The sequence below is a fragment of the Stieleria varia genome (genome assembly GCF_038443385.1).
Classification (GTDB): domain Bacteria; phylum Planctomycetota; class Planctomycetia; order Pirellulales; family Pirellulaceae; genus Stieleria; species Stieleria varia.
The window spans coordinates 2,176,417-2,196,253 of the sequence record NZ_CP151726.1 but is presented as its reverse complement, the minus strand read 5'-3'; the positions used below and the strand labels follow the sequence as shown (position 1 = coordinate 2,196,253).

The 19,837-nt window shown below is 56.0% G+C and carries 14 protein-coding genes; 10 read left to right on the top strand and 4 right to left on the bottom strand.

The features are described 5' to 3' along the window. Nucleotides 1-124: 124 nt before the first annotated feature. From Pla52nx_RS07590 to Pla52nx_RS32885, 4 genes are all read left to right on the top strand, one after another. Complete coding sequence (locus tag Pla52nx_RS07590; protein ID WP_146522444.1) at nt 125-742, top strand: RNA polymerase sigma factor; 618 nt, start codon at nt 125-127, stop codon at nt 740-742. Nucleotides 743-954: 212 nt separating this feature from the next. Beyond that, entirely contained in the window at nt 955-4,524 is a 3,570-nt protein-coding gene (locus tag Pla52nx_RS07585) for a protein kinase domain-containing protein (protein ID WP_197454953.1), read from the top strand. Nucleotides 4,525-4,668: 144 nt separating this feature from the next. Then, complete coding sequence (locus Pla52nx_RS07580) at nt 4,669-4,947, top strand: hypothetical protein (protein WP_342190361.1); 279 nt, start codon at nt 4,669-4,671, stop codon at nt 4,945-4,947. Nucleotides 4,948-4,986: 39 nt separating this feature from the next. Continuing rightward, nucleotides 4,987-5,157 carry a DUF2256 domain-containing protein gene (locus tag Pla52nx_RS32885; protein ID WP_146522442.1) on the top strand — a complete coding sequence of 57 codons (171 nt, stop codon included), beginning with the start codon at nt 4,987-4,989 and terminating at the stop codon, nt 5,155-5,157. A gap of 30 nt (nt 5,158-5,187) precedes the next feature. Here Pla52nx_RS32885 and Pla52nx_RS07575 read toward each other — a convergent pair whose 3' ends face one another. Beyond that, nucleotides 5,188-5,940 (bottom strand): hypothetical protein, encoded by a 753-nt coding sequence (locus Pla52nx_RS07575; RefSeq protein ID WP_146522441.1) that lies wholly within the window; start codon nt 5,938-5,940, stop codon nt 5,188-5,190. A gap of 163 nt (nt 5,941-6,103) precedes the next feature. Between Pla52nx_RS07575 and Pla52nx_RS07570 the strand changes: the two genes are divergently transcribed. Together Pla52nx_RS07570 and Pla52nx_RS07565 are read left to right on the top strand one after the other, a co-directional pair. Next, on the top strand, nt 6,104-8,215 hold the full coding sequence (locus Pla52nx_RS07570; RefSeq protein ID WP_146522440.1) for a prolyl oligopeptidase family serine peptidase: 2,112 nt from the start codon (nt 6,104-6,106) through the stop codon (nt 8,213-8,215). A 123-nt stretch (nt 8,216-8,338) separates the two neighbouring features. Continuing rightward, nucleotides 8,339-8,635: a hypothetical protein gene (locus Pla52nx_RS07565; RefSeq protein ID WP_146522439.1), complete on the top strand. Its 297-nt coding sequence runs from the start codon at nt 8,339-8,341 to the stop codon at nt 8,633-8,635. Nucleotides 8,636-8,662: 27 nt separating this feature from the next. Here Pla52nx_RS07565 and Pla52nx_RS07560 read toward each other — a convergent pair whose 3' ends face one another. Next, the gene (locus Pla52nx_RS07560) at nt 8,663-10,033 is read right to left on the bottom strand and encodes a DUF1552 domain-containing protein (RefSeq protein WP_146522438.1); all 1,371 of its coding nucleotides are present in this window, start codon (nt 10,031-10,033) and stop codon (nt 8,663-8,665) included. Between the two features lie 162 nt (nt 10,034-10,195). Here Pla52nx_RS07560 and Pla52nx_RS07555 point away from each other — a divergent pair, with 162 nt between their 5' ends. Further along, the gene (locus Pla52nx_RS07555; RefSeq protein WP_197454952.1) at nt 10,196-11,314 is read left to right on the top strand and encodes a leucine-rich repeat domain-containing protein; all 1,119 of its coding nucleotides are present in this window, start codon (nt 10,196-10,198) and stop codon (nt 11,312-11,314) included. A 147-nt stretch (nt 11,315-11,461) separates the two neighbouring features. Here Pla52nx_RS07555 and Pla52nx_RS07550 read toward each other — a convergent pair whose 3' ends face one another. After that, nucleotides 11,462-12,016: a hypothetical protein gene (locus tag Pla52nx_RS07550; protein ID WP_197454951.1), complete on the bottom strand. Its 555-nt coding sequence runs from the start codon at nt 12,014-12,016 to the stop codon at nt 11,462-11,464. Between the two features lie 174 nt (nt 12,017-12,190). Next, nucleotides 12,191-13,621, bottom strand: coding sequence for a metallopeptidase (locus Pla52nx_RS07545; RefSeq protein ID WP_146522436.1), 1,431 nt, complete (start codon nt 13,619-13,621; stop codon nt 12,191-12,193). A gap of 152 nt (nt 13,622-13,773) precedes the next feature. Here Pla52nx_RS07545 and Pla52nx_RS07540 point away from each other — a divergent pair, with 152 nt between their 5' ends. The 3 genes from Pla52nx_RS07540 to Pla52nx_RS07530 are packed head-to-tail and all read left to right on the top strand — an operon-like array spanning nt 13,774 to nt 19,803. Further along, on the top strand, nt 13,774-15,117 hold the full coding sequence (locus Pla52nx_RS07540; protein WP_146522435.1) for a DUF1501 domain-containing protein: 1,344 nt from the start codon (nt 13,774-13,776) through the stop codon (nt 15,115-15,117). Beyond that, on the top strand, nt 15,117-17,624 hold the full coding sequence (locus Pla52nx_RS07535) for a DUF1549 domain-containing protein (protein ID WP_146522434.1): 2,508 nt from the start codon (nt 15,117-15,119) through the stop codon (nt 17,622-17,624). The genes Pla52nx_RS07540 and Pla52nx_RS07535 overlap by 1 nt, the downstream gene beginning before the upstream one ends. A 28-nt stretch (nt 17,625-17,652) precedes the next feature. Continuing rightward, nucleotides 17,653-19,803, top strand: a complete 2,151-nt coding sequence (locus Pla52nx_RS07530; RefSeq protein ID WP_146522433.1) for a hypothetical protein — start codon at nt 17,653-17,655, stop codon at nt 19,801-19,803. Nucleotides 19,804-19,837 lie beyond the last annotated feature (34 nt).

Below are 19,837 nucleotides of genomic sequence, written 5' to 3'. Positions count from 1 at the left end.
CAAGTCGATAGCGTGCCTCGCCAAGCGTTTTGCCGTTCCCACTCATTGACTCACGACAAACGGGCGCCGTCCAACAGTCCCTATTCAGCCACTCTTGAAGTGTCGATTTTGTTACCATAACGGGATGAACACTTCTCATCCCACGGACGACTCATCGGCAGGCACTTCGGCTTCTTTGGTTCAGCGTGTGCGATCCAACGACGCCAACGCTTGGCAACGTTTGGTTGATCTTTATGGTCCGCTGATTTTCACGTGGGCCTGTCGAGGCGGGCTGTCACCCGAGGATGCCGCCGACGTCATGCAAGAAGTTTTTGCGTCAGTGGCTAGGGCGATCAAGAGATTCGATCCGGCAGCAGAAGGCCGATTTCGAGGCTGGCTGTGGACGATCACCCGCAACAAGATTCACGATCATTTCCGCCGTGCTTCACCACAGGGTGCCCAAGGGCTCAATGCCACCGGGGGAGACACCGCGCTGCGAATGCTGAATCAACTTCCCGAGCACTGGGACGACGACAGCTCCGCGGCGACTCGCAATGACGTGCTGGCGCTGTACCACCGTGCGATGCAGTTGATCCGAAATGATTTTGAGTCCCAGACTTGGCAGGCCTTTTGGATGGCCGTCGTCGAGGAACGGACGACGGACGAGATCGCTCGTTCACTGGGAATGTCGACCAATAGCGTAAGGCAAGCAAAATCGCGTGTTTTGCGACGTTTGAAGCAAGAACTGTCCGACGCCAGGTGATTCTTTTTTGATTTTCCTGTCGCGCGTCTGCGTGATTCAAAGCAGCCAGACCAGGAATCGGCAAAGTGTCTTTCATAACCCGACGCGTATGCGAGGGATTTACCGAGTATCCCTCGCTTACGCGTCGGGGTATGAATCATCCGCGCCTAGTGGTCACACCGTTTACGATTGCTCACCTGACTTGTAAGCTCAAAATGAATCACATGATGACCATGACAGACATCCCATGCATCGCTCGAGACCGACTCCGCGACTACCTACTGGGTGACCTCACCGAGTTTGAATCCGCTCAAATCGAGAGCCATCTCCAGTCGTGCAGCGATTGTGAAGCGACCGTGTCGGCTCTGGACCGCGATTCCGATACGCTGGTGGAGGGCTTGCGAACACCCGCAGTCCAGCCTGAACCGGTCTCAGTGTATCGCTTGGCCGCAAAACGGGCCGCCGCCTCCTGGTACGACGCATCGGACATCGCACCATCGTTGACGCTGCCCAAGTTACGTGACTACGAATTGCTTGAGCCGCTCGCTCACGGCGGCATGGGCATGGTTTACCGTGCCCGGCACACACGTTTGAATCGACAAGTCGCGGTGAAGGTCTTGCCCGATCGCTGGCTTCAAAACCCCGCAGTGGTGGCCCGGTTCGAGCGTGAGATGCAAGCCGTGGGCAGCCTGCGACACCCGGCGATCGTACAAGCCACCGACGGCGGCGAAGCCGATGGCGTTCACTTTCTGGTTATGGAATTGATCGATGGAATCGATGGCTCCGAACTGGTGCGGACGCTCGGCCCGATACCGGTCGCCGATGCCTGCGAGATCGCTCGCCAAGCCGCCGCGGGCATGGCTTACGTCCATGAAAAGGGCATCGTGCACCGCGATTTGAAGCCATCCAACGTGATGATCACCAATGGTGGCGAAGTCAAGATCCTGGACCTAGGCTTGGCTCGTGTTGTCGGCGAACGCTTGATCGATGACGAGCTGACGACCGTCGGACAGTTGATGGGCACACTCGACTACATGGCGCCGGAGCAAATAGAAAACTCACACGATGTTGACGAACGAGCAGATGTCTACGCGCTCGGAGCAACTCTGTACAAATGGCTCACCGGTCATTCGCCTCACACCATCGTTGGGAAAGAGCCACTGCTGTCAAAGCTTCGACGCATCGCCACCGAAGCTGCCCTGCCGATCGCAAGCTACCGCAATGACCTGCCCGAAGAACTATGCCAGTGCATCGATGGCATGCTATCCAAAGACGCGAGCGAACGGCCAGCGTCGATGCAAGAGATCGCCCAATCGTTGAGCCGCTGGACCGTCAACTGCGACCTTCGGTCTCGGGTCAAGGAAGCCACCAAGCTACGCGAACAACACGTACGACTCCCTTTCTCCGCCGAAAGTAAAAACGGTGCGTGGCCTGGGGAAACGGCGGAACTGCAACCCGCGTCGCCACCTCAGTCTCGCAATCGCTGGGGCAGATTCGTTGCCAGTGGCTGGATCTGGCTTGCCATGGCGACGCTGCTTGTCGCGGCCGGGATCGTGATCACCTTGCAAATGAACTCCGGCCAGTTGGTGATCGAAACCGCTTCGCCGGATGTCGAAGTTCGAATTCTGAAATCGGGCGAGACCCATCGTCAATTGAAACTCTCGCAAACTGCCGAGTCTTTGCGATTGGGAGCCGGCGAGTACGATATCGAGATCGTGAGCGATGCCGATGGGCTGGAAGTAGAGAACGGGCAGTTTACGCTCAAACGCGGTGAGACTTGGCTAGCCAAAATCGTGCAGCGTGACTCTGCTACGATGGCCGCTACCCCCACCAGCGATTCAACATCGCCCGCGATTGCGTCGATCGACCAGCCGACTTACGAAGGCAAGACGTTCGATCAATGGTTACGACTGATGCTGCAGGAACGAAGCCCAGGTCAGTTTTACGAGGCGGTGCGTGCTTTCCATAAACTTGCCGTGCACGAACACTCGGACGAAGCGGTTGCCGCGGTACTTGTGGCATCAAGGTACCACGAAGGAGACGCGGAATATAAAACCGCCAGCGGTGAGACGGTTTCGTTGTTGAGAACCGCTCAGGAGTTCTTTGACGCTTGCAATCGAGAGGTGGTCATCAATGCTTTGTCCGAGGAACTGGACAATCCGACGACTGCGAATCGCAGTTTCATCGTCAACTACTTGACCTACGCCCGAATCATTTATCCTCTGAAAAACGAGACATTGCGAAGCCAACTTGAGCAGATCGTGCGTGACGAGATGGCTGCCGAAGAGCTCCGATTTGGTACTTTGCGTACGTATTGTCGAGTCAGTGATCGGGAAGATCGCATCAAGCTTTTGATGCCGCGTTTGTCGGACACCGATCCGGCATTCCAGCTTTATGCCGCCAGTCAATTGATCCAACTGGAGGCGAGTTTGCCGGAAGTCGTGACCGTATTGAAACAGCTACTCACTGCAGCAGAACTCGCCCATCGCGCCGAAGCGGCTTGGCTATTGGGGGACGTCGGCTCCCCGGCGAAATCGGTCGTGCCCGATTTGGTTGAGATCGTGCAAGACACAGACGAACTCGTCACGCATGCGGGCGTGTACGGGGTCCGCAATCCAATCGATGGAAACTATGAACAAACCAGCGTCAAAGACGCTGCTATTCGGTCGCTTGGTGAAATCGGCGATACGTCGGTGATACCGATCCTGATCGAAGCATGGCGGGAACGCGAATTTGAGATCCGTTCGTTTGTCCCAAGGAGTCGACCCGAGACGTATCGCACCTCCGATTTATCGGAGCCGAAATGGATCGCCTACGCGATCGAAAAGATCACAGACGCAAAACCAAACAAAATGCGTGATCGCAATTCGCCTAATGGCTTCGAAATCGCTTGGTCCATCAGAGGCGTGACGTTGGAGGAGGCGTACCGAGAAGCGATGATGGGCGGGTCAAGAATCCCTGACAAAGACCTGCTCGACATCGTCCAGCGTCTGATGATGTACGACACCGATTATGGGAAGGCATCCGCGATCCAACGGATTTCACATGTTCCCAAATCGCCCGACACTAGGTCCATGGATTTCAAGACGGAGCTGATCGAGCTACTGGCAAAACACGGCAACGCTTCCGCGGTGTTGAATGCATTGCTGGCGAGAATCGGACGGACCGAGGCAACAGCGGATATTGCCGAGTATCAGAGAACAGCGCTTCAACTTTGGGATTCACTCGCTCCCGATGAGAAACGGGCAAGCATCATTCAGTTGCTTGCGAACCTTTTCGAGTACGCAGACAACGACCATCCCATTGATTTCACGCCGATTCGCACTTGGCTTGCCGCATCTGAACACGAACAGCGTTTGCTGTCGGATCTAAAATCGGCGTCACCTCACAACGGATTCTTCGCGGTATGTGCTTTGGTTTTCCTGGATCTGACGGACACTGAAAATCTGCAACGACTCAAGCCGCAGTTCGAACGCAACTTGGGGACGGGCGAAAGGCCAGACGTACTCATGTACCATCTCGTTCTTCAATTGAACCGAAAACCAGAGATCGGTTCCTTGATCCTGGAGTTGCTTGAAAGTCCGTTGATGGACAGACTGAGCGTGTTTCCACCACACATCGCCCCGACCGTCACTCCGTCATTCCGCGCCAAGTGCTTGTCCGCGTTGAAACCAGTCCCGTCCGAATTGCGAGATCCATTCCAGCCACTGTTGAATCGACTCAAGGAGAATGGCGTCAACGGCGAAGCCGAAGCGGCTACGAGTGTCTTGCAAAATTGGGCAGACGCATCCAAGAATCCCTGAAACCGGCAAAGCAATCAAGTCTGAGTGAGAACGCTTGCGCCTCGCAGAAAACGCATGGACGTCCGGTTCTCACACGTATTCTCGGGAACAAAAATCAGCTTGACGCGTTCTGATAGTGGGTTCAGCACGCAAATGGGAGCAATCATGTCACAGTCACCCCAACGACCTGCCAAATCGTCTTCGGCTAGGCAACTCGATTTACCCCCAGCTTGCATCGAACGTACTTGCTGTGAATGCGGTGCCATGGTTTTGCTGACGATCGATCAAGCAACTCGCGTGCCGCCAGACGACACGCAGTGCGCCGAGTGCTTTCGCGAACTTCTCCGAGAGGGATTCCAACTTTTGCAGCAAAGGAATTTGGGAGAACGCATCCATGATTCGCCCGGGGACGAAGACGATGAACCGAATCGTTTTCCCATTTAAACGCTTCGAAGGACCTCGCCCGTGTCAGAGGAGAGAGTGATGCCAAGGCGTCCAGCGAAACCAAAGCCATCCAAGACATGCGTCGTCTGTGGCCGCCCCTTCACTTGGCGAAAGAAATGGAAGGACGTGTGGCACGAAGTCCGTTATTGCAGCGAACGCTGTCGCCGCGTACGAACAAGGAAAGAAAAAGGCGACGATCAGCCCATCTAGTAATGGGCAACATCATTTCTGTCGGCGTGCTTACCGACTCGCCTTGTGATTCTCAAACGCCTCTTGCAGCTTCTTTAAAAATTCGATCACTTCCTCATGCGTGCGTTCGGTCGCTGACACAACGAGGACGTTGTCGATCACGGCGACACTGCTGGGGCCACCCAATGCTTCCCATGTCGATGGATTCACGGTCGTTGTCAAAGCCTTCATGATTTTGTCACCCTTGTCCGACAGCTCTTTGGAGAAGGGATAAACCTCGGTCGTCAAGCTATGTGCAGCAGACTCTGTCGTCATGATCTGCAGGACGTCATCCTTGACGAGATAGGTGAGCTGCAAATCTCGCAGCATCAGTCTCAAAAAGCTTCTCAGGGAAACACTTTTGAGATCGATGGTGACAGGGGCATCAGCAGATAATCCAATTTCTTCAAGAGATCGCCTGTCGAGAACGATAGGGATGTCATGCAGGTCGCCTAGCACTTGCAACGCTTCAATCAGCGGAGTTTCGATGAACGTGTTGCTCGTATCCTCGTTGAGGGCGGCTCGGATGGCAGCGGACGATTTGTTCTTCGCCTCTGCAGGCTTTCTTTTACCGGCCTGCGCGCCAGCAGGTTTTTGGGTGGCTGATTGGTTCGGTGAAGTAGTACCTGGGTCCGCTGCGGCAGTTTCGCCACCGCCAAACGGATCAGAACCTCCACCGCCAAAAGGATCCGCAAGCTGGGCGCTTGCAACGCCTGCGAAAAAACCGGTGATGGCTAACATCAACACCCAAGGAAACCAACGCATGTCTGTTACTCCAGAGAAGAAGGAAAAGTGGGGATCGCCCCCTTGCGAATCACCTGATTGACTAATCTATAGCGTCTCCGGTTTCGTAGCGAGACGCAAGCTTTTTGCGGGTCCGCCGACAAAATCGGGATCATAAACCGTCGTTTCCCCATCAATCACGCTCATGACTCAACCAAGCATTCGACCAACGATCATCGCCGGCGCATTCGTTCTCGCTGCCTTCTTTTGTGCCGCCTGCCACGTTATGGCCGATGGACCCGCAGACAACGACGCAGCCACGGTCCGCCCCATTCCTCCCCCGGGAACACCTCTGAGCGCAGAGCAGTCACAGGACCTGAAAACACGCTGCACCGAAGTCCGACAGGCTTGGGCGAAACTGGTTCAATCAACTGATCAGGATTCACAGAAAGGCAATAACAATCAGAAGGCCGCGAAGCGAGCATCCCTCGCAGCACTGAAGTCACTGGAATCCGAAATCCTTGTGTTTCCTCGTGCCGTCGAGATGGCATTGGAGTTCAATCAGTTCTACAAGCCGGCGGAATTTGATCTCGCGGTCAGTTTGTTAGACGAAGCGTCGCGGCGAATCGAGACCGCTGCGACCGACCCGACGTGGAGTCAGATCGTAGGCATCGGCGATGGCAAGTCACAAACGTTGATCATCGGCGGCTACCAATCCAAGATCGATGGTTCGTTCCAGCCCTATGCCGTCGTGATCCCACCTGGTTTTGACCAAACCGACGCCCGTCCACGTCGACTCGACCTATGGTTTCACGGGCGGGGCGAGACGTTGACAGAAATGAGCTTCTTGGGCAAAGGTCGCAGTTCGGCGGGACAATACACCCCAGCCGATACCTTTGTGCTGCATCCCTATGGTCGCTACAGCAATGCATTCAAGTTTGCCGGCGAAATCGATGTGCTGGAGTCATTGGCTTATCTAGAAAGCCGACTGCCGGTGGATGCGTCTCGCATCAGCGTTCGCGGTTTCTCCATGGGCGGCGCGGCTTGTTGGCAATTCGCGACTCATTACCCTGGACGATTCTTTGCCGCCAATCCGGGCGCCGGTTTCAGCGAAACGCCCGAATTTCTAAAGTCGTTTCAGGGCGAAGACCTCAGCGGTACTCCCGAGCACCAACGTACTTTGTGGGGTTGGTATGACTGTCCACCTTGGTCACGCAACCTAGTGCATTGTCCGACGGTTGCTTACAGCGGTGAAATTGACCGCCAGAAACAAGCAGCCGATGTGATGCAAGCGGCCCTGGCGAAACAGGACATCGACTTGGTTCACGTGATCGGTCCCGATACGGCGCACAAGATCCATCCAGATTCGCAAGTCGAAATCGAATCCAGGATGGATGCATTGGCTCGCGCCGTCAGCCATGAAACCCCCGAGCACATCGACTTCACGACCCTGACGCTTCGCTACCATCAGATGGGCTGGATCGACATTCAGGGTTTGGGCAAACATTGGCAGAGCGCTAACGTGGTCGCCGACCGTGACGATGCATCGATCGATGTTACCACCAGCAATGTCACTCGCATCAAGTTCGACTTTGCTCCCGGTCAATGGGACGGCGACTTTCCAACGCGTCCGGTTGTCACCATCGATGGCAATGAACTTATCGGACCTCCTGTTCGATCGGATCGTTCCTGGACTTGGGAGTTGATTCGTGGGGACAAGGCATGGGCCGCTGCCAATCCGGACGATTCCGACTTGAGAAAACGTCCTGGATTGCAAGGCCCGATCGACGACGCGTTCATGGATTCGTTCTTGTTTGTCCTGCCTAGCGGTCAGTGTGAAGACAGCGACCTTCAAGCTTGGGTTGACGCCGAATCCAAGCATGCAATGTCACATTGGCGTCATCACTTCCGCGGTGACGTTCGCCAAGTCAAGGACACCGAGTTGACACAGGAACAAATCGATTCGAATCACTTGATCTTGTTTGGCGATCCGATGTCCAACTCCGTGATTGGAAAGATTTCCGAGCAGTTACCGATCGGTTGGACGCAAGACACCATTCGTGGCACCCGTAAAACGTACGGTCGCCGTGGAAACGCGTTGGTGATGATTTACCCCAACCCACTCAACCCGAATCGTTACGTTGTGATCAACAGCGGATTCACTTTCCGAGAATACGACTATTTGAACAACGCGCGACAGACCCCAAAACTGCCCGACTGGGCCATCATCGATATCACGGGTGGAGCAACGATGCGAGATCCCGGAAAAGTCCTCTCAACCGGATTTTTTGACGAGCAATGGCAGGTCGCGAAGTGAAATCGATCGCGTTGTTTTCTACAACAGATTTTTCTTGCCCCGACCACACGGGTGGGGTCTAATCACTCCCCGGTTTTGTACTCTCGTTTTTTCTGTGTTCTCTTTTCACGAGGAATCCTACAAATGAAAAGAATGCTTTTGATCTGTTGTGTGGCGGTGGTCCTTTCATTCTCCGCTGCCGTTTCGTCATCGGCCGCGCCGACCACGCTGCAACCGCCTGCAGCGGTGGTTTCCGTAGAGAGCTTTGCTCCAACGCCTATGATGGTTCAATACAGCTCAGCCTCACAGCAGCAAGAAAACTCGTCGGGTTCGACTCGCATTCGCGGTCGCGGCATCGGCAAATTGATCGGTTTGGCGATCGCGGGAGTTCTTGCCATCGGTGGATGGATCATCAAAGGCATCTTTGGCGGCGACGACTGATCTGCAAGAACGATGGCCTCGGATGAGCTACGAGTCCAGGCCTCGAATTCCGACTTGGGTACTGCTGCCGAAGGATTCTGTGGGCACGCCCATCCGCTGAGCCAGTGCGACATGCAAATTCGCTAGCGGAGTATTGTTCTTTTCATCGTGGGCAACGTATTGGCCGTGTCGATATCCGCCGCCGGCCAGAATGATCGGCAGATTGTGCCAGTCGTGACTGCTGGCGTTGCCGAGATTGGAGCCGAAGAGAACGGCTGTACGGTCAAGCAACGTTTGGTCTCCTTCACGCACGCTGTGGAGTTTGGTGAGGAATTCGCCGAAGCAATCAAATTCGGCTTGCTCGATCAATTTCAGTTCGTTGATCTTTTCGGGATCCTTGCCGTGGTGAGAAAGGTTGTGCCAGTCACTGGAGACGCCCGCAATCTGTGGCACAGCGTTCAGTCCACTGAGTGTGTACGTGATGGTACGAGTGCTGTCGGTTTGCAACGCCATGGCGATCATTTCATACATCAACCGCTGACGCTCGATCGCTTGCGTTTTCTCGGTCACATCTTTGGGCGGCTGAGCATCGACGACCGGTTTGGGACGCTGCGCCCAGCCTTCGGTCTGCTGCAAGCGAGACTCTAACTCGCGCACACTGCTCAGGTACTGATCCATTTTTTCGCGATCGCGTTGGCCGAGCTCACGGTTCAACTTTGCCGCTTCGCCCGAAACAGTGTCCAAGATGCTGCGACCGCGCCTTAGCTGACGCATCTGATCGGCGACTTCGGTTTCACTGCCCTGGACGAACAAAGATTTGAAAACCACCGATGGCCTCGACTCAGCGGGAATCGGGACACCCGATCGTGTCCAGGAAAGCGATTGACCTCCGGTGCCCAGTGCCAGGTACGGAAACCGTGTCTCCAAACCGACGTGCGACGCGATCAATTGGTCCAACGAAATCGTGTTCCGAAATCCCGCCAGCCCTGGTCGACGCGCGCCAGTCAACCATGTCATCTCAGATGCGTGCCCGTTGTTTCCCTGTTGATCGGGATGCGACAAGCCAGAGAAAACGGTGAACTGATCTCGGTGTTCTTTGAGCTGTTGTAGATAGGGTGACAACTCATAGTCACGCCCGGTCTGTTCAGGAAACAAGAACGGACCGTGAAATCCCAATGTCGCGCAGATCGCGATGAACCGATTGGGCGATGCGCTCGGTGGTTCCGCACCATGAACCGCGGCGGTCGCCGACAACATCGGCGACATGGCTTCCAGAATCGGCAATCCGATCGCCGCCGCTCCGAGGCCTCGCAACAATTGTCGGCGAGCGATCGGTTGACGCAGGATGACTTGGGATCCCTCGCCCCATGACGGGGCAGATTCACTTTGCTGAGTCGAACTGTTTGCTGGTCGGTTCATGTTTTTCCATCCTGTCGGTTGACGATTGCACCAGTATATCAGCAACCCTTCGCAACAACCGGTGCAAAGCTCTGGAAGTCGGCGTTACAATCTGGACTCCCCGCACTCGCCCCCAAAGGTCATTTCGAAATGAACGCCCGCTGCACCCAAAAACACTGTCTCATGGCCGCTTGGATCACGCTGGTCTTGGTGGGTTGCGGAAAGGAAGTCCCGGTTGCGGAATCGGACACGAGGGAACCGGAAAAGACGACATCGACGGAGACAACGGCTTCGGAAACGACAACCGCCATGGCAGATCCCCCGGCCGCCGTGTCCGCCATTGAGGCCGTGACCGATAAGATCCGACGCGACGACGACGGCATGATCATCGAAGTCGACTATCGGGGTACCGATGCCGGAGACGACGCGGTCGTGCCGCTGACCGAGCTGACACGACTTCGATCGGTTCTGCTGGCGGGGACGAAAATCACAGACGGGGCGTCGGAATCCCTCGCTCAGATAACCAACCTGCAAAACCTGGACTTGCGGCAATGCGAGATTGGCAATGCTTCGATTCAAAATCTCAGCGGCTTGAAAGACCTCAAGGCACTCAAGCTCTCCGGGATCGATGCCCAATGCGATATCGACGACGACGCAATGCCGGTCATCGCCCGTTTTCCCAACCTAAAAGTTCTCGGGCTGGACGGTCTGTGGATCAGCGACGATGGCATTGCCGAATTGGCCGATTGCAAGAACCTGACCGAACTCTACCTGAGCAAGACAAACATCAGCAACGACGCGATGAACGTGATCGCAGGACTGCCGCAACTGAGCAAACTCAGACTCGCGAAGAACACGATCGACGGTCCCGGGGTCGCAAAGCTGGCCGAGATGAAAGCGTTGACCGAATTGGACTTGAGTGAGTGCTCGCAGATCTTTGACGACGCGATGCCTCCGTTGGCCCAATGCACAAACCTGAAAAAGCTAAACCTGTGGCGTGTTCAAATCACGGACGCGGGCATCAAGCCGCTTGCATCGCTGACCGGACTGACGTCACTGAATCTGGACAACACATTACTCTCCGATGCAGGCATGCCGTCACTCGCCGGACTGACAGAATTGACTTTCCTGCACTTGGGCTCCACAACGATCACAGACGACGGGCTCGTGCACCTGCATGGGCTGAAGAAACTCAAGGATTTGAAAGTCACGCGAACCGCGGTGACTCAGGCGGGAGTCGATAAACTAAAGAAAGAGCTTCCCGACACCGACATCCAACTTCAGTACATCGCCAGCGAATGATTCAGCCAGAGCGTTGAGGCGAGAGGCTGACGAACGTTTACTTGTAGTGGACGAGGTCACGAATCCTCGACACGGATTTTGGCTGCAGGGACTCGTTACCTTGTCCACTACAACAGAAAAAGACCGTTCGCATCGTCGTGCCATCCTTCATAAAACGGGCTCAGCGTCCATTGTTTGCCCTGGCTGTGATTCATCTGGACGCGGTGTTTCGGCTTTTGCGATCAAAATCGTTTCGTCGAGACGACCACGCAACAAATCCATTTGGTCCGAACTAAGGCTCTGTCCGATCAAGCTTGCCATGTGCAACGCAGCGATCACGATGAACCCCAACGGCAACAAAGCGATCGCCCAGGGAGTGGAACCAAGGAACCATTGCACGTATCCCAAGATCGCGGCGCCAAAGCCGACCGTCGCGACCACGGCATAGATTGCCATGAACATGGTCCAGATTTCCGGTCGAGGAGAAAACCGACCGAGCGCCTGTGAGCCCGTTTCCACGTCGCTGACTTGCACGGACAAATGAGGCGACCAGAACCGCTGATCCTGTCGGTCGATGCGAAAGTCGATGCAACTGCCCGCCGAAACCGCGTGGTCTTGAAATCCGGCATGCAAGATCGCTCTACGGATTCGGGAGACAGCTTCTCGTGCATCCCACGGCAATTCCACGATGAACGTGGGCTGCATCTTCAACGACTTCTTCATCGCCTTACTCACCAGCAAAGTTTCTAAACCGCCTGACTCGCGACGGCCTATTCTAGCCGTAACGCGAGCAGCAAGTGAAAGCTATCGATGCAATGTCGGAGGGCACGCCTGTCGCGAACGAAGGTCTGGCGAATGCCCACACGGCTGGTGTGCGTATGGGATCACTTTCGGCGGTCAATCACGCACAGCGATCCGTGCGGCTTTGCCATCGGACGCGATGGATGTGACGGTACTGAGCTTTCGCCCATTGAGCCACTTGGCAATCTCTTCTCTCGTGAATCGAACTTCTTGTGTCGGTTCATCGCCACTGATTTCTCGATGGTAGGCAACCGAGTCACCGACCCAGAAACCAACCCATCGAACACCTGATGGCGAGGAAACTCGCACTTCTTTCTTTTCATGGTCGATCGTGATCTTGGTCTCGCTGTCGGGCATCGACTCGGACTCATCCAATCGAAACCACGGTGTCCACTGCAAGTACGATGCGCTGATGGGGGCAAAGTAAGCGACTTGGTTGTCGTTGAATTCAACGGGCTGATTGTTCACGCGACTGACCGGATCGGCGAAGGTGAACGCTCGGTGAAAGTGGTCGAAGCCACGAGTCATGATGCCGAGCGGGTCGGTGCAGTGCGGCAACCCGAACGCGTGGCCCATCTCATGCAGCGTGGCACCGATCGTTGTGGACGCCAGCCCCCAGTAGGTTCCACGAAAGGCGCTGTCGTCGTGAACCCTGCTCGGATCAACGGCAGTGTCGTCTTGAAAGACCTGCATGGCGGATGAAAGGTCCCGTGGCCAGGAAAACACCGAACCGCTACCGAACAGACCTTGGTTGCCGCCACCTAGAGCCGTGTGGCCGAGCATCTTGCCCGTCTGTGGATCCTTTCGTGTGTAGGCGGCCAAGACGATGTTCTTTGCAAACGGATCGGGATGGTTTTCGTTCAGCCAACCATTGATGTCGCCGTACCAGCGATTGTCCGACATCTTGTAGTAGTCCGCTGCGGCTTTGTTTCCGTTGAGCGTATGAACGATGATCTCGCCATTCTCGTCGCGTTCCAAACGAAATGTCTTGCGTCCATATCCTGCATCGTGCATTCGCTCGGCGGTGAACGTTTGCATCAACTGGGCAGCGGTCCGTAACCTCGCCTCGTAGTCTTGAGGTACCTCGTCGTTGGGTGTGGCGAAACGGGTGTCACCCGTTTTGTCCGTCATCCAAATCAGACGCACATAGTACGGATTGGTCTGCGGCTGGAAGGTGATGTTCAACTCCGTAGACTTATCCGATGGGACTCCATCGGGCGACAGTTGCAGCCGGTTGTCGCCGTTAGTCAGCGGCACCAGGGCTTTGAAACGTCCGGAATCGACCAGCACGCCGGCCGATTCCAAAGGCTCACCGTTTCTGGTGATTTTTAGTCCCGTCGAGCCTGGGGGGATTTCGCCTCGGAGCACGATGACCGGGTATCGGACCACGGAGTCGGTGAGGTGATTGACCACACGGACAGCCGAATCGGTCCCTGCCTGGCCATCGGCGTGCGTGTCGACCGATGGGGTCAGCCAAGAGATCAGAGTGGTGGCAATCAGCAGTGTTTTGAGGTGAATTTGGGGCATTGGGCAGGGGGGAGCCGGGTTTTAGGGGGTGAACATCGATCCAGTGAAACAGTCGCCAAGGACAAATGTTGCGTTTCTCGCCCTTGTACGGCTAGAATGATAGTCCCACCCGCGTTCCCACCCCACCCTCCCTCCAACAACGTGGCCCGATCATGTTGACCCTCCAGGGAAGCGCCAGCCGTTTTTGCGACGGTCGGTCTCGACGCAGCTTTCTCAAAATTGGCGGCTTATCGTTCGGTATTGGCGGGCTCTCGCTTGCCGATCTGTATCGAGCCGAGGCGGCAAGCGAGAAACCGAAATCACACAAATCGATCATCAACATTTTCTTGGCCGGTGGTCCTCCACACCAAGACATGTGGGACATCAAGACGGATGCCCCGAGTGAAATCCGTGGCGAGTTTCGTCCCATCAATACGAATGTCGATGGCATTCAGATTTGCGAAGTCTTTCCGCAACTCGCGGGTTTGATGGACAAAGCCGCCATCATCCGCAGCGTCGTCGGATGCCATGGCGGCCACGAAGCCTACCAGTGCTTTACCGGCTGGGACAAGAACTCGCTGAAGAACGTCGGCGGTCGGCCGTCCATCGGTGCCGCGGTTTCCAAGTTGTTCGGTCCGGTCGATCCCTCGGTGCCTCCGTTCGTCGGCCTGGCCGCCAAGACCCGACATGTTCCGTGGTCCGATCCAGGGCACGCGGGTTTTCTCGGGGCGGCGTACACGCCGTTCAAACCGGATGGCCCGGGCATGGCCAACATGACTCTCAACGGAATCACGTTGGAGAGACTGGCCGACCGACGGCGACTATTAACCAAGCTCGATACCTTGCGTCGTGACACGGACATCACCGGCGCGATGGACGGGATGGATGCGTTCGGCCAACGCGCGTTGGATGTCTTGACCAGCAGCAGGCTCGTCGATGCGTTGGATTTGAGCAAAGAAGACCCCAAGTGGGTCGAACGTTACGGCGACGGAAAGCCGTACCAGTTTCAATACGATGGTGCCCCCACCTGCAACGAGCAACTGTTGATCGCACGCCGCTTGATCGAAGTCGGCGTACGTGTGGTCAGCCTCAGCTTTGGACGCTGGGACAGTCACTCACAGAACTTTGACCTCGTCCGCGACCACGGCGGAAAACTTGATCAGTGCTTGAGCGCGTTGATCGAAGACTTGGATCAACGTGGCATGCTGGACGATGTGACGATCGCCGTTTGGGGAGAATTCGGACGCACGCCGCAGATCAACGGAAACGCCGGACGTGACCACTGGACGAACGTCAGCAGTGCCTTCTTGGCGGGCGGTGGATTAAGAACCGGTCAAGTCATCGGGTCGACGGATCGAATGGGTGGCGAAGCCTTGGAACGTCCGGTTCACATGCAGGACATCGTGGCCACGCTTTATCACAGCCTGGGCATCGACACTCACACCGTGACCATTCCCGATCCGACCGGACGACCGCAGTACTTGGTCGAACACGATCCCATCGCCGAGTTGATTTGATGCTCCCAACAGCACATCGAACCACACGACAATGGAATGCGTTGAAACTGATGGCGGCACTGCTTGCCCTATTGACCGTGTCGACATGTAGGTCCACCAGCGTGTTGGCTGCGGACCAATTACCGTCGATGATCATTGAAAACGAAACCGTGTTCGCCTTTACCGAACTCGTCGGTGTTGACGCACGCCTGCAACTGGTCGTTTCCACGGTTGACGATGCGGGCAACCAAGTCGATGTCACGCGTGCGGTCACCTACACGAGCGAACCGCCGGGAATCGTCTCGATCGACGAAACGGGATTGGTCACCCCATTGGCCGACGCGAACGTTTCCGTGACCACAACGCACCCGGACGGGCGTGCTGTCCAGATTCCGCTGACAGTGTCTCAAACCGGCGTGGCTCGCGAAATCAGTTTCGCCAGTCAAGTCGTTCCGATTTTCACCAAACTGGGATGCAATGGAGGCGGATGTCACGGCAAGATCGCCGGTCAAAACGGATTCCGATTGTCTTTGCTGGGATTCGAACCACACGTTGATCACAAACACTTGATCGCCCACTCACTCGGGCGTCGCGTTTCGGTGGCAGCACCTGATCGCAGTTTGTTGCTGCAAAAGTCGATCGGAACCGTGCCTCACGGCGGCGGACAACGGATGGACGCCGATTCCTACGAGTATCGCTTGCTGCGGCGTTGGATCCTTCAAGGCATGCCGTATGGTGATGAAAATCAACGTGTCGTTGAATCGATTGATGTTTTTCCGCCCCACCGCCGTGTTGCCGCTGGATCATCGCAGCAACTGTCGGTGATCGCGACTTACACTGACGGAACGAGAGAAGACATCACGCGTGGTGTCGTTTACGAATCCAACGATCCCCAGATGGCGAGTGTTACTCCGACCGGTTGGGTTGAGATCGGCGATGTCGTCGGTGATGTGGCCGTGATGGCGCGTTATCAAGGTCACGTGGCAGTATTCCAGGCGGACGTGCCGAGGACGATGTCCCCCCTCTCGCTCGCCGAGACGCACGAGACGCCGAGCAACGTCATTGATCAGCACGTCTGGAATAAATTGAATTCACTCGGTATCCCGCGTTCACCCCGTTGTGATGATGCGACGTACGTGCGTCGTGCAACGCTCGATATTGCGGGCCGTTTGCCAACGCCGGATGAAGCCAAAGCGTTTGTCGCGGATACCACTGCAGACAAGCGAGAGCGATTGGTCAATCGCTTGCTGGAGGACGAAGACTATGCGGAGTACTTTGCGCGAAAGTGGTCCGCCATTTTGCGCAACCAGCGAGACTCCGGCCCGCTGCAGCTACGGAACATGCTGTTTCATCAATGGCTGACTCAGCAATTCCGCGAGAACGTTGCTTACGACATGTGGGTTCGACAACTTGTTGCCGCTCGCGGATCGATCACCAGCAATCCGGCGGTGTCCTGGTTGGATCAGGTTTCCGATCGCAATGAACGTGTTGAAGACATCAGTCAATTGTTTCTCGGACAACGTGTCCAATGCGCTCGCTGCCACCATCATCCGTATGAGAAATGGAGCCAAGCGGATTACAGCCAACTGATGGCATTCTTTACGCTGATTGACAAAAAAGATGCCGGCGATGTTGCCGAGCCGGTCTTTGTCTCGCGAATCGGCACCGCGGCAACAAACCATCCCAAAACGGGCGCGTCGCTGAAACCGGTTGGCTTGGACGGCCCACCGATTGAGATCGCCCCAGACGAGGATCCGCGTGAGGCGTTGGCGGACTGGATGACCCAAGACGACAATCCCTTTTTTGCCAAGTCGCTGGTCAACCGCTACTGGAAACATTTCCTCGGCAGAGCGTTGGTCGAACCCGAAGACGACATGCGAGTGACCAACCCGCCGTCCAACCCCGCGTTGATGGATGCTTTGGCTGATTCGTTCACGCAATCAGGATTCGATTTGTGTGAACTGATTCGCACGATTTGTCTTTCGGATACCTACCAAGCGTCCAGTCAGCCCTTGGACGAAAATCTGGCGGACCGCCGAAGCCATTCGCGTTTTTATCCCAAGCGATTGACGGCGGAGGTCTTGCTGGACGGGATCGATCACGTCACGGGGACACCGAGTTCGTTCGCGGGTATGCCGGCGGGAACGCGAGCGGTGGCGCTGCCCGATACCGGCTTCGATTCCTATTTCTTGGATGTGTTCGGGCAACCGCAAGCCAAGACGGCGTGCGAGTGCGAGCGTTCCCAAGACGCGAGCCTTGCACAGAGTTTGCATTTGTTGAATTCCAAGCAGATGCAAGACAAACTCGGCAGCGATCATGGACGCGCTAAGCGTTTGGCCAATGACTCGGAAGCCACGGTAGCGGTTCGATTGGATGGTTTGTACTGGACGACACTCAGTCGAGCTCCGACCGACGAGGAGCTGAATGCGTCGCTGGAGTATCTGTCGGGCAGAGAGAATGAATCGGCAGCTTGGGAAGATTTGATCTGGGCGCTCGTCAACTCCAAAGAATTCTTGTTCAACCATTGATGACACCATCTCTCGACGCTCCAAGACTGTGAATAAACTGCGATTCTCCGGCGTTGCGATGTTTCTTGTGCTATGCGCGGTAGTGTTTCTTGTGCTATGCGCAGGCGAGCTTGCCGCACAGTTGCCCACCACACAACTGAAATCACTTTCGCGAGTGTTTTTGACCGTCGGTTCAGAAGCCGACATGTCGATTGCCTCCTCCGCCGACGGCGACGAGATCACTGCCCTCAGGTTTTCGCATCCCGGTATCACCGCCGAGTTGTTGATCGACGCCGCATTGCCGTTTGATGATTCTGTTCAGCCGCGTTACGGACATTTTCACGTTCGAGTTGCAAATGACGTTCCCGCAGGACGATACGACGTGTGGGCGGTCGGTCGGTTGGGCGTCTCCAATCCGCGAACCATCTCTGTGCATCCAGAGCCGACCGATTTGCTTTCGCCCAGCCACGATGTTGCCGCACCAACGGAATTGCCCCTTGAAAAAATCCTGCAAGCCAACGCATCGATTGCTCAGCGCGATTTCTATCACATCCACGTCGACGAGAACCAAGACCTCTCGATCGATTTGATCGCTCAACAGGTCGATTCACGCATGATCGCAACGGCCGAATTGCGAGACGCCGATGGACGACTGCTCTCCGTCTTGACGGGCAGTGATCATGTCGATCTGACGATTCCACTGCCGGTGGGACTGGCTGCTGACTACCTGCTGTTCGTACACGATGTCTTGTATCGAGGCGGAAACGAATATCCCTACGGGCTTGTGCTGCACGCGTCCGACGCAGTGGAACGAGCATCGACGCATCGATCGGACGAACGACTTGTTCGTTCGATCAGCGCAGGTGCAGTGGAGGCGAGCCAACCGGCGGACGAACGTTCAGACGACATGGAGTCGCCGCGTGAGTTGGCGATCCCCGGTACGGCAACCGCACGATTCGATTCAGCAAGTGATGTCGATTACTTTCAGTGTCAATTGACGAAAGGCCAGTCGGTTGCGATCGAAGTCCTCTCGGAACGCCTGGGACAACCGACCGATGCCCGGCTGACACTACATCGCCGCTCCACCGACGCAGACGGTGTGGTCAGTTGGCAACAAGTTGCCGCCGGAGACGACAGCTTCAACCTTAGCGATGGGCCGATGAGTTTCAAGAGCACCGACCCAGTGATCAACTACACCGCTGACGTCGAGGCAACGTACCGGATCAAAGTCCAAGACATGGACTCCGGCGAAATGCTTGGCAAGACACAGTCCTACACGTTGTCTGTCACCCCGCTAAGCCCGAGTCTGAAACTACTGGCCTATCTGCCGTATGATCACCGAGACATCAATGTCACGCGTCCCAGCGGTGTCAGAGTATTACGAGGCGGCCTCCAACCGCTTCGCGTGGTCGCCTTACGTCAAAACTGGTCGGGACCGATCGAGTTGAATGTATCCGGATTACCGGCCGGCGTGCACTGTGCCCCGGTAACCATGCCCGCCGAACATTCGGTTGCACAATTGAATTTGCGGGCTGACGAAGACGCCGCAGCGTCCGTCGCGGCAATTGAGGTGAACGCAAAAGCGAGTATTGGCGACCAAGCATTCTCGATCGTTGCGACACCCACGACGGTGCAGTGGGAAAAGGATGCCCAACGCAACTCGCTTCGTACCCGCCTCGTCTCGCAGCTCCTGGTCTCGGTATCGGACCTAGACGTCGAGCCCATCACAATCGGCATGGACGATCCAATGCCGATTGTGGTCAACAAAGGCGACAAGGCAAAGCTGGCCGTGAAGCTGACACGTCGTGCCGGCGGGGAAAAAACACCCGTGATTCTACGAGGACGCGACGTCCCAGCCGGGGTCACCGCCCGAGACGTGACCATTGCCGCCGATCAAGACACCGGCGAATACACGCTGGATGTGACCGCCAATGCAAAGCCAGGCACCTATCGGATTTGGCTGCAGGGTGAAACCAAAGTCAAATTCGCGCCAAACCCTCAATCGCTGCAGCGAGCCACTCAGTATCGAGATCGCCTGCAGAAAATGCGTGACGATCCCAACCTTTCCGATCAGCATAAGGACTTGGACGCTGCGATCCAGACAGCGAACAAACGCGTGGAATCCGCGAAGCCACAGGCCAACCCACGCGATTTCACGATTTTCCCCGCCTCACCGATGGTCGTGTTGCAGGTCAACTGACTGACGCGATACCCCACCCGTTCTCCCACCATTG

Bases quoted from the DNA above. Each gene is read 5' to 3' on its own strand.
- Pla52nx_RS07590 (WP_146522444.1), top strand. From the start codon at position 125: ATGAACACTTCTCATCCCACGGACGACTCATCGGCAGGCACTTCGGCT.
- Pla52nx_RS07585 (WP_197454953.1), top strand. From the start codon at position 955: ATGACAGACATCCCATGCATCGCTCGAGACCGACTCCGCGACTACCTA.
- Pla52nx_RS07580 (WP_342190361.1), top strand. From the start codon at position 4,669: ATGTCACAGTCACCCCAACGACCTGCCAAATCGTCTTCGGCTAGGCAA.
- Pla52nx_RS32885 (WP_146522442.1), top strand. From the start codon at position 4,987: ATGCCAAGGCGTCCAGCGAAACCAAAGCCATCCAAGACATGCGTCGTC.
- Pla52nx_RS07575 (WP_146522441.1), bottom strand. From the start codon at position 5,940: ATGCGTTGGTTTCCTTGGGTGTTGATGTTAGCCATCACCGGTTTTTTC.
- Pla52nx_RS07570 (WP_146522440.1), top strand. From the start codon at position 6,104: ATGACTCAACCAAGCATTCGACCAACGATCATCGCCGGCGCATTCGTT.
- Pla52nx_RS07565 (WP_146522439.1), top strand. From the start codon at position 8,339: ATGAAAAGAATGCTTTTGATCTGTTGTGTGGCGGTGGTCCTTTCATTC.
- Pla52nx_RS07560 (WP_146522438.1), bottom strand. From the start codon at position 10,033: ATGAACCGACCAGCAAACAGTTCGACTCAGCAAAGTGAATCTGCCCCG.
- Pla52nx_RS07555 (WP_197454952.1), top strand. From the start codon at position 10,196: ATGGCCGCTTGGATCACGCTGGTCTTGGTGGGTTGCGGAAAGGAAGTC.
- Pla52nx_RS07550 (WP_197454951.1), bottom strand. From the start codon at position 12,016: ATGAAGAAGTCGTTGAAGATGCAGCCCACGTTCATCGTGGAATTGCCG.
- Pla52nx_RS07545 (WP_146522436.1), bottom strand. From the start codon at position 13,621: ATGCCCCAAATTCACCTCAAAACACTGCTGATTGCCACCACTCTGATC.
- Pla52nx_RS07540 (WP_146522435.1), top strand. From the start codon at position 13,774: ATGTTGACCCTCCAGGGAAGCGCCAGCCGTTTTTGCGACGGTCGGTCT.
- Pla52nx_RS07535 (WP_146522434.1), top strand. From the start codon at position 15,117: ATGCTCCCAACAGCACATCGAACCACACGACAATGGAATGCGTTGAAA.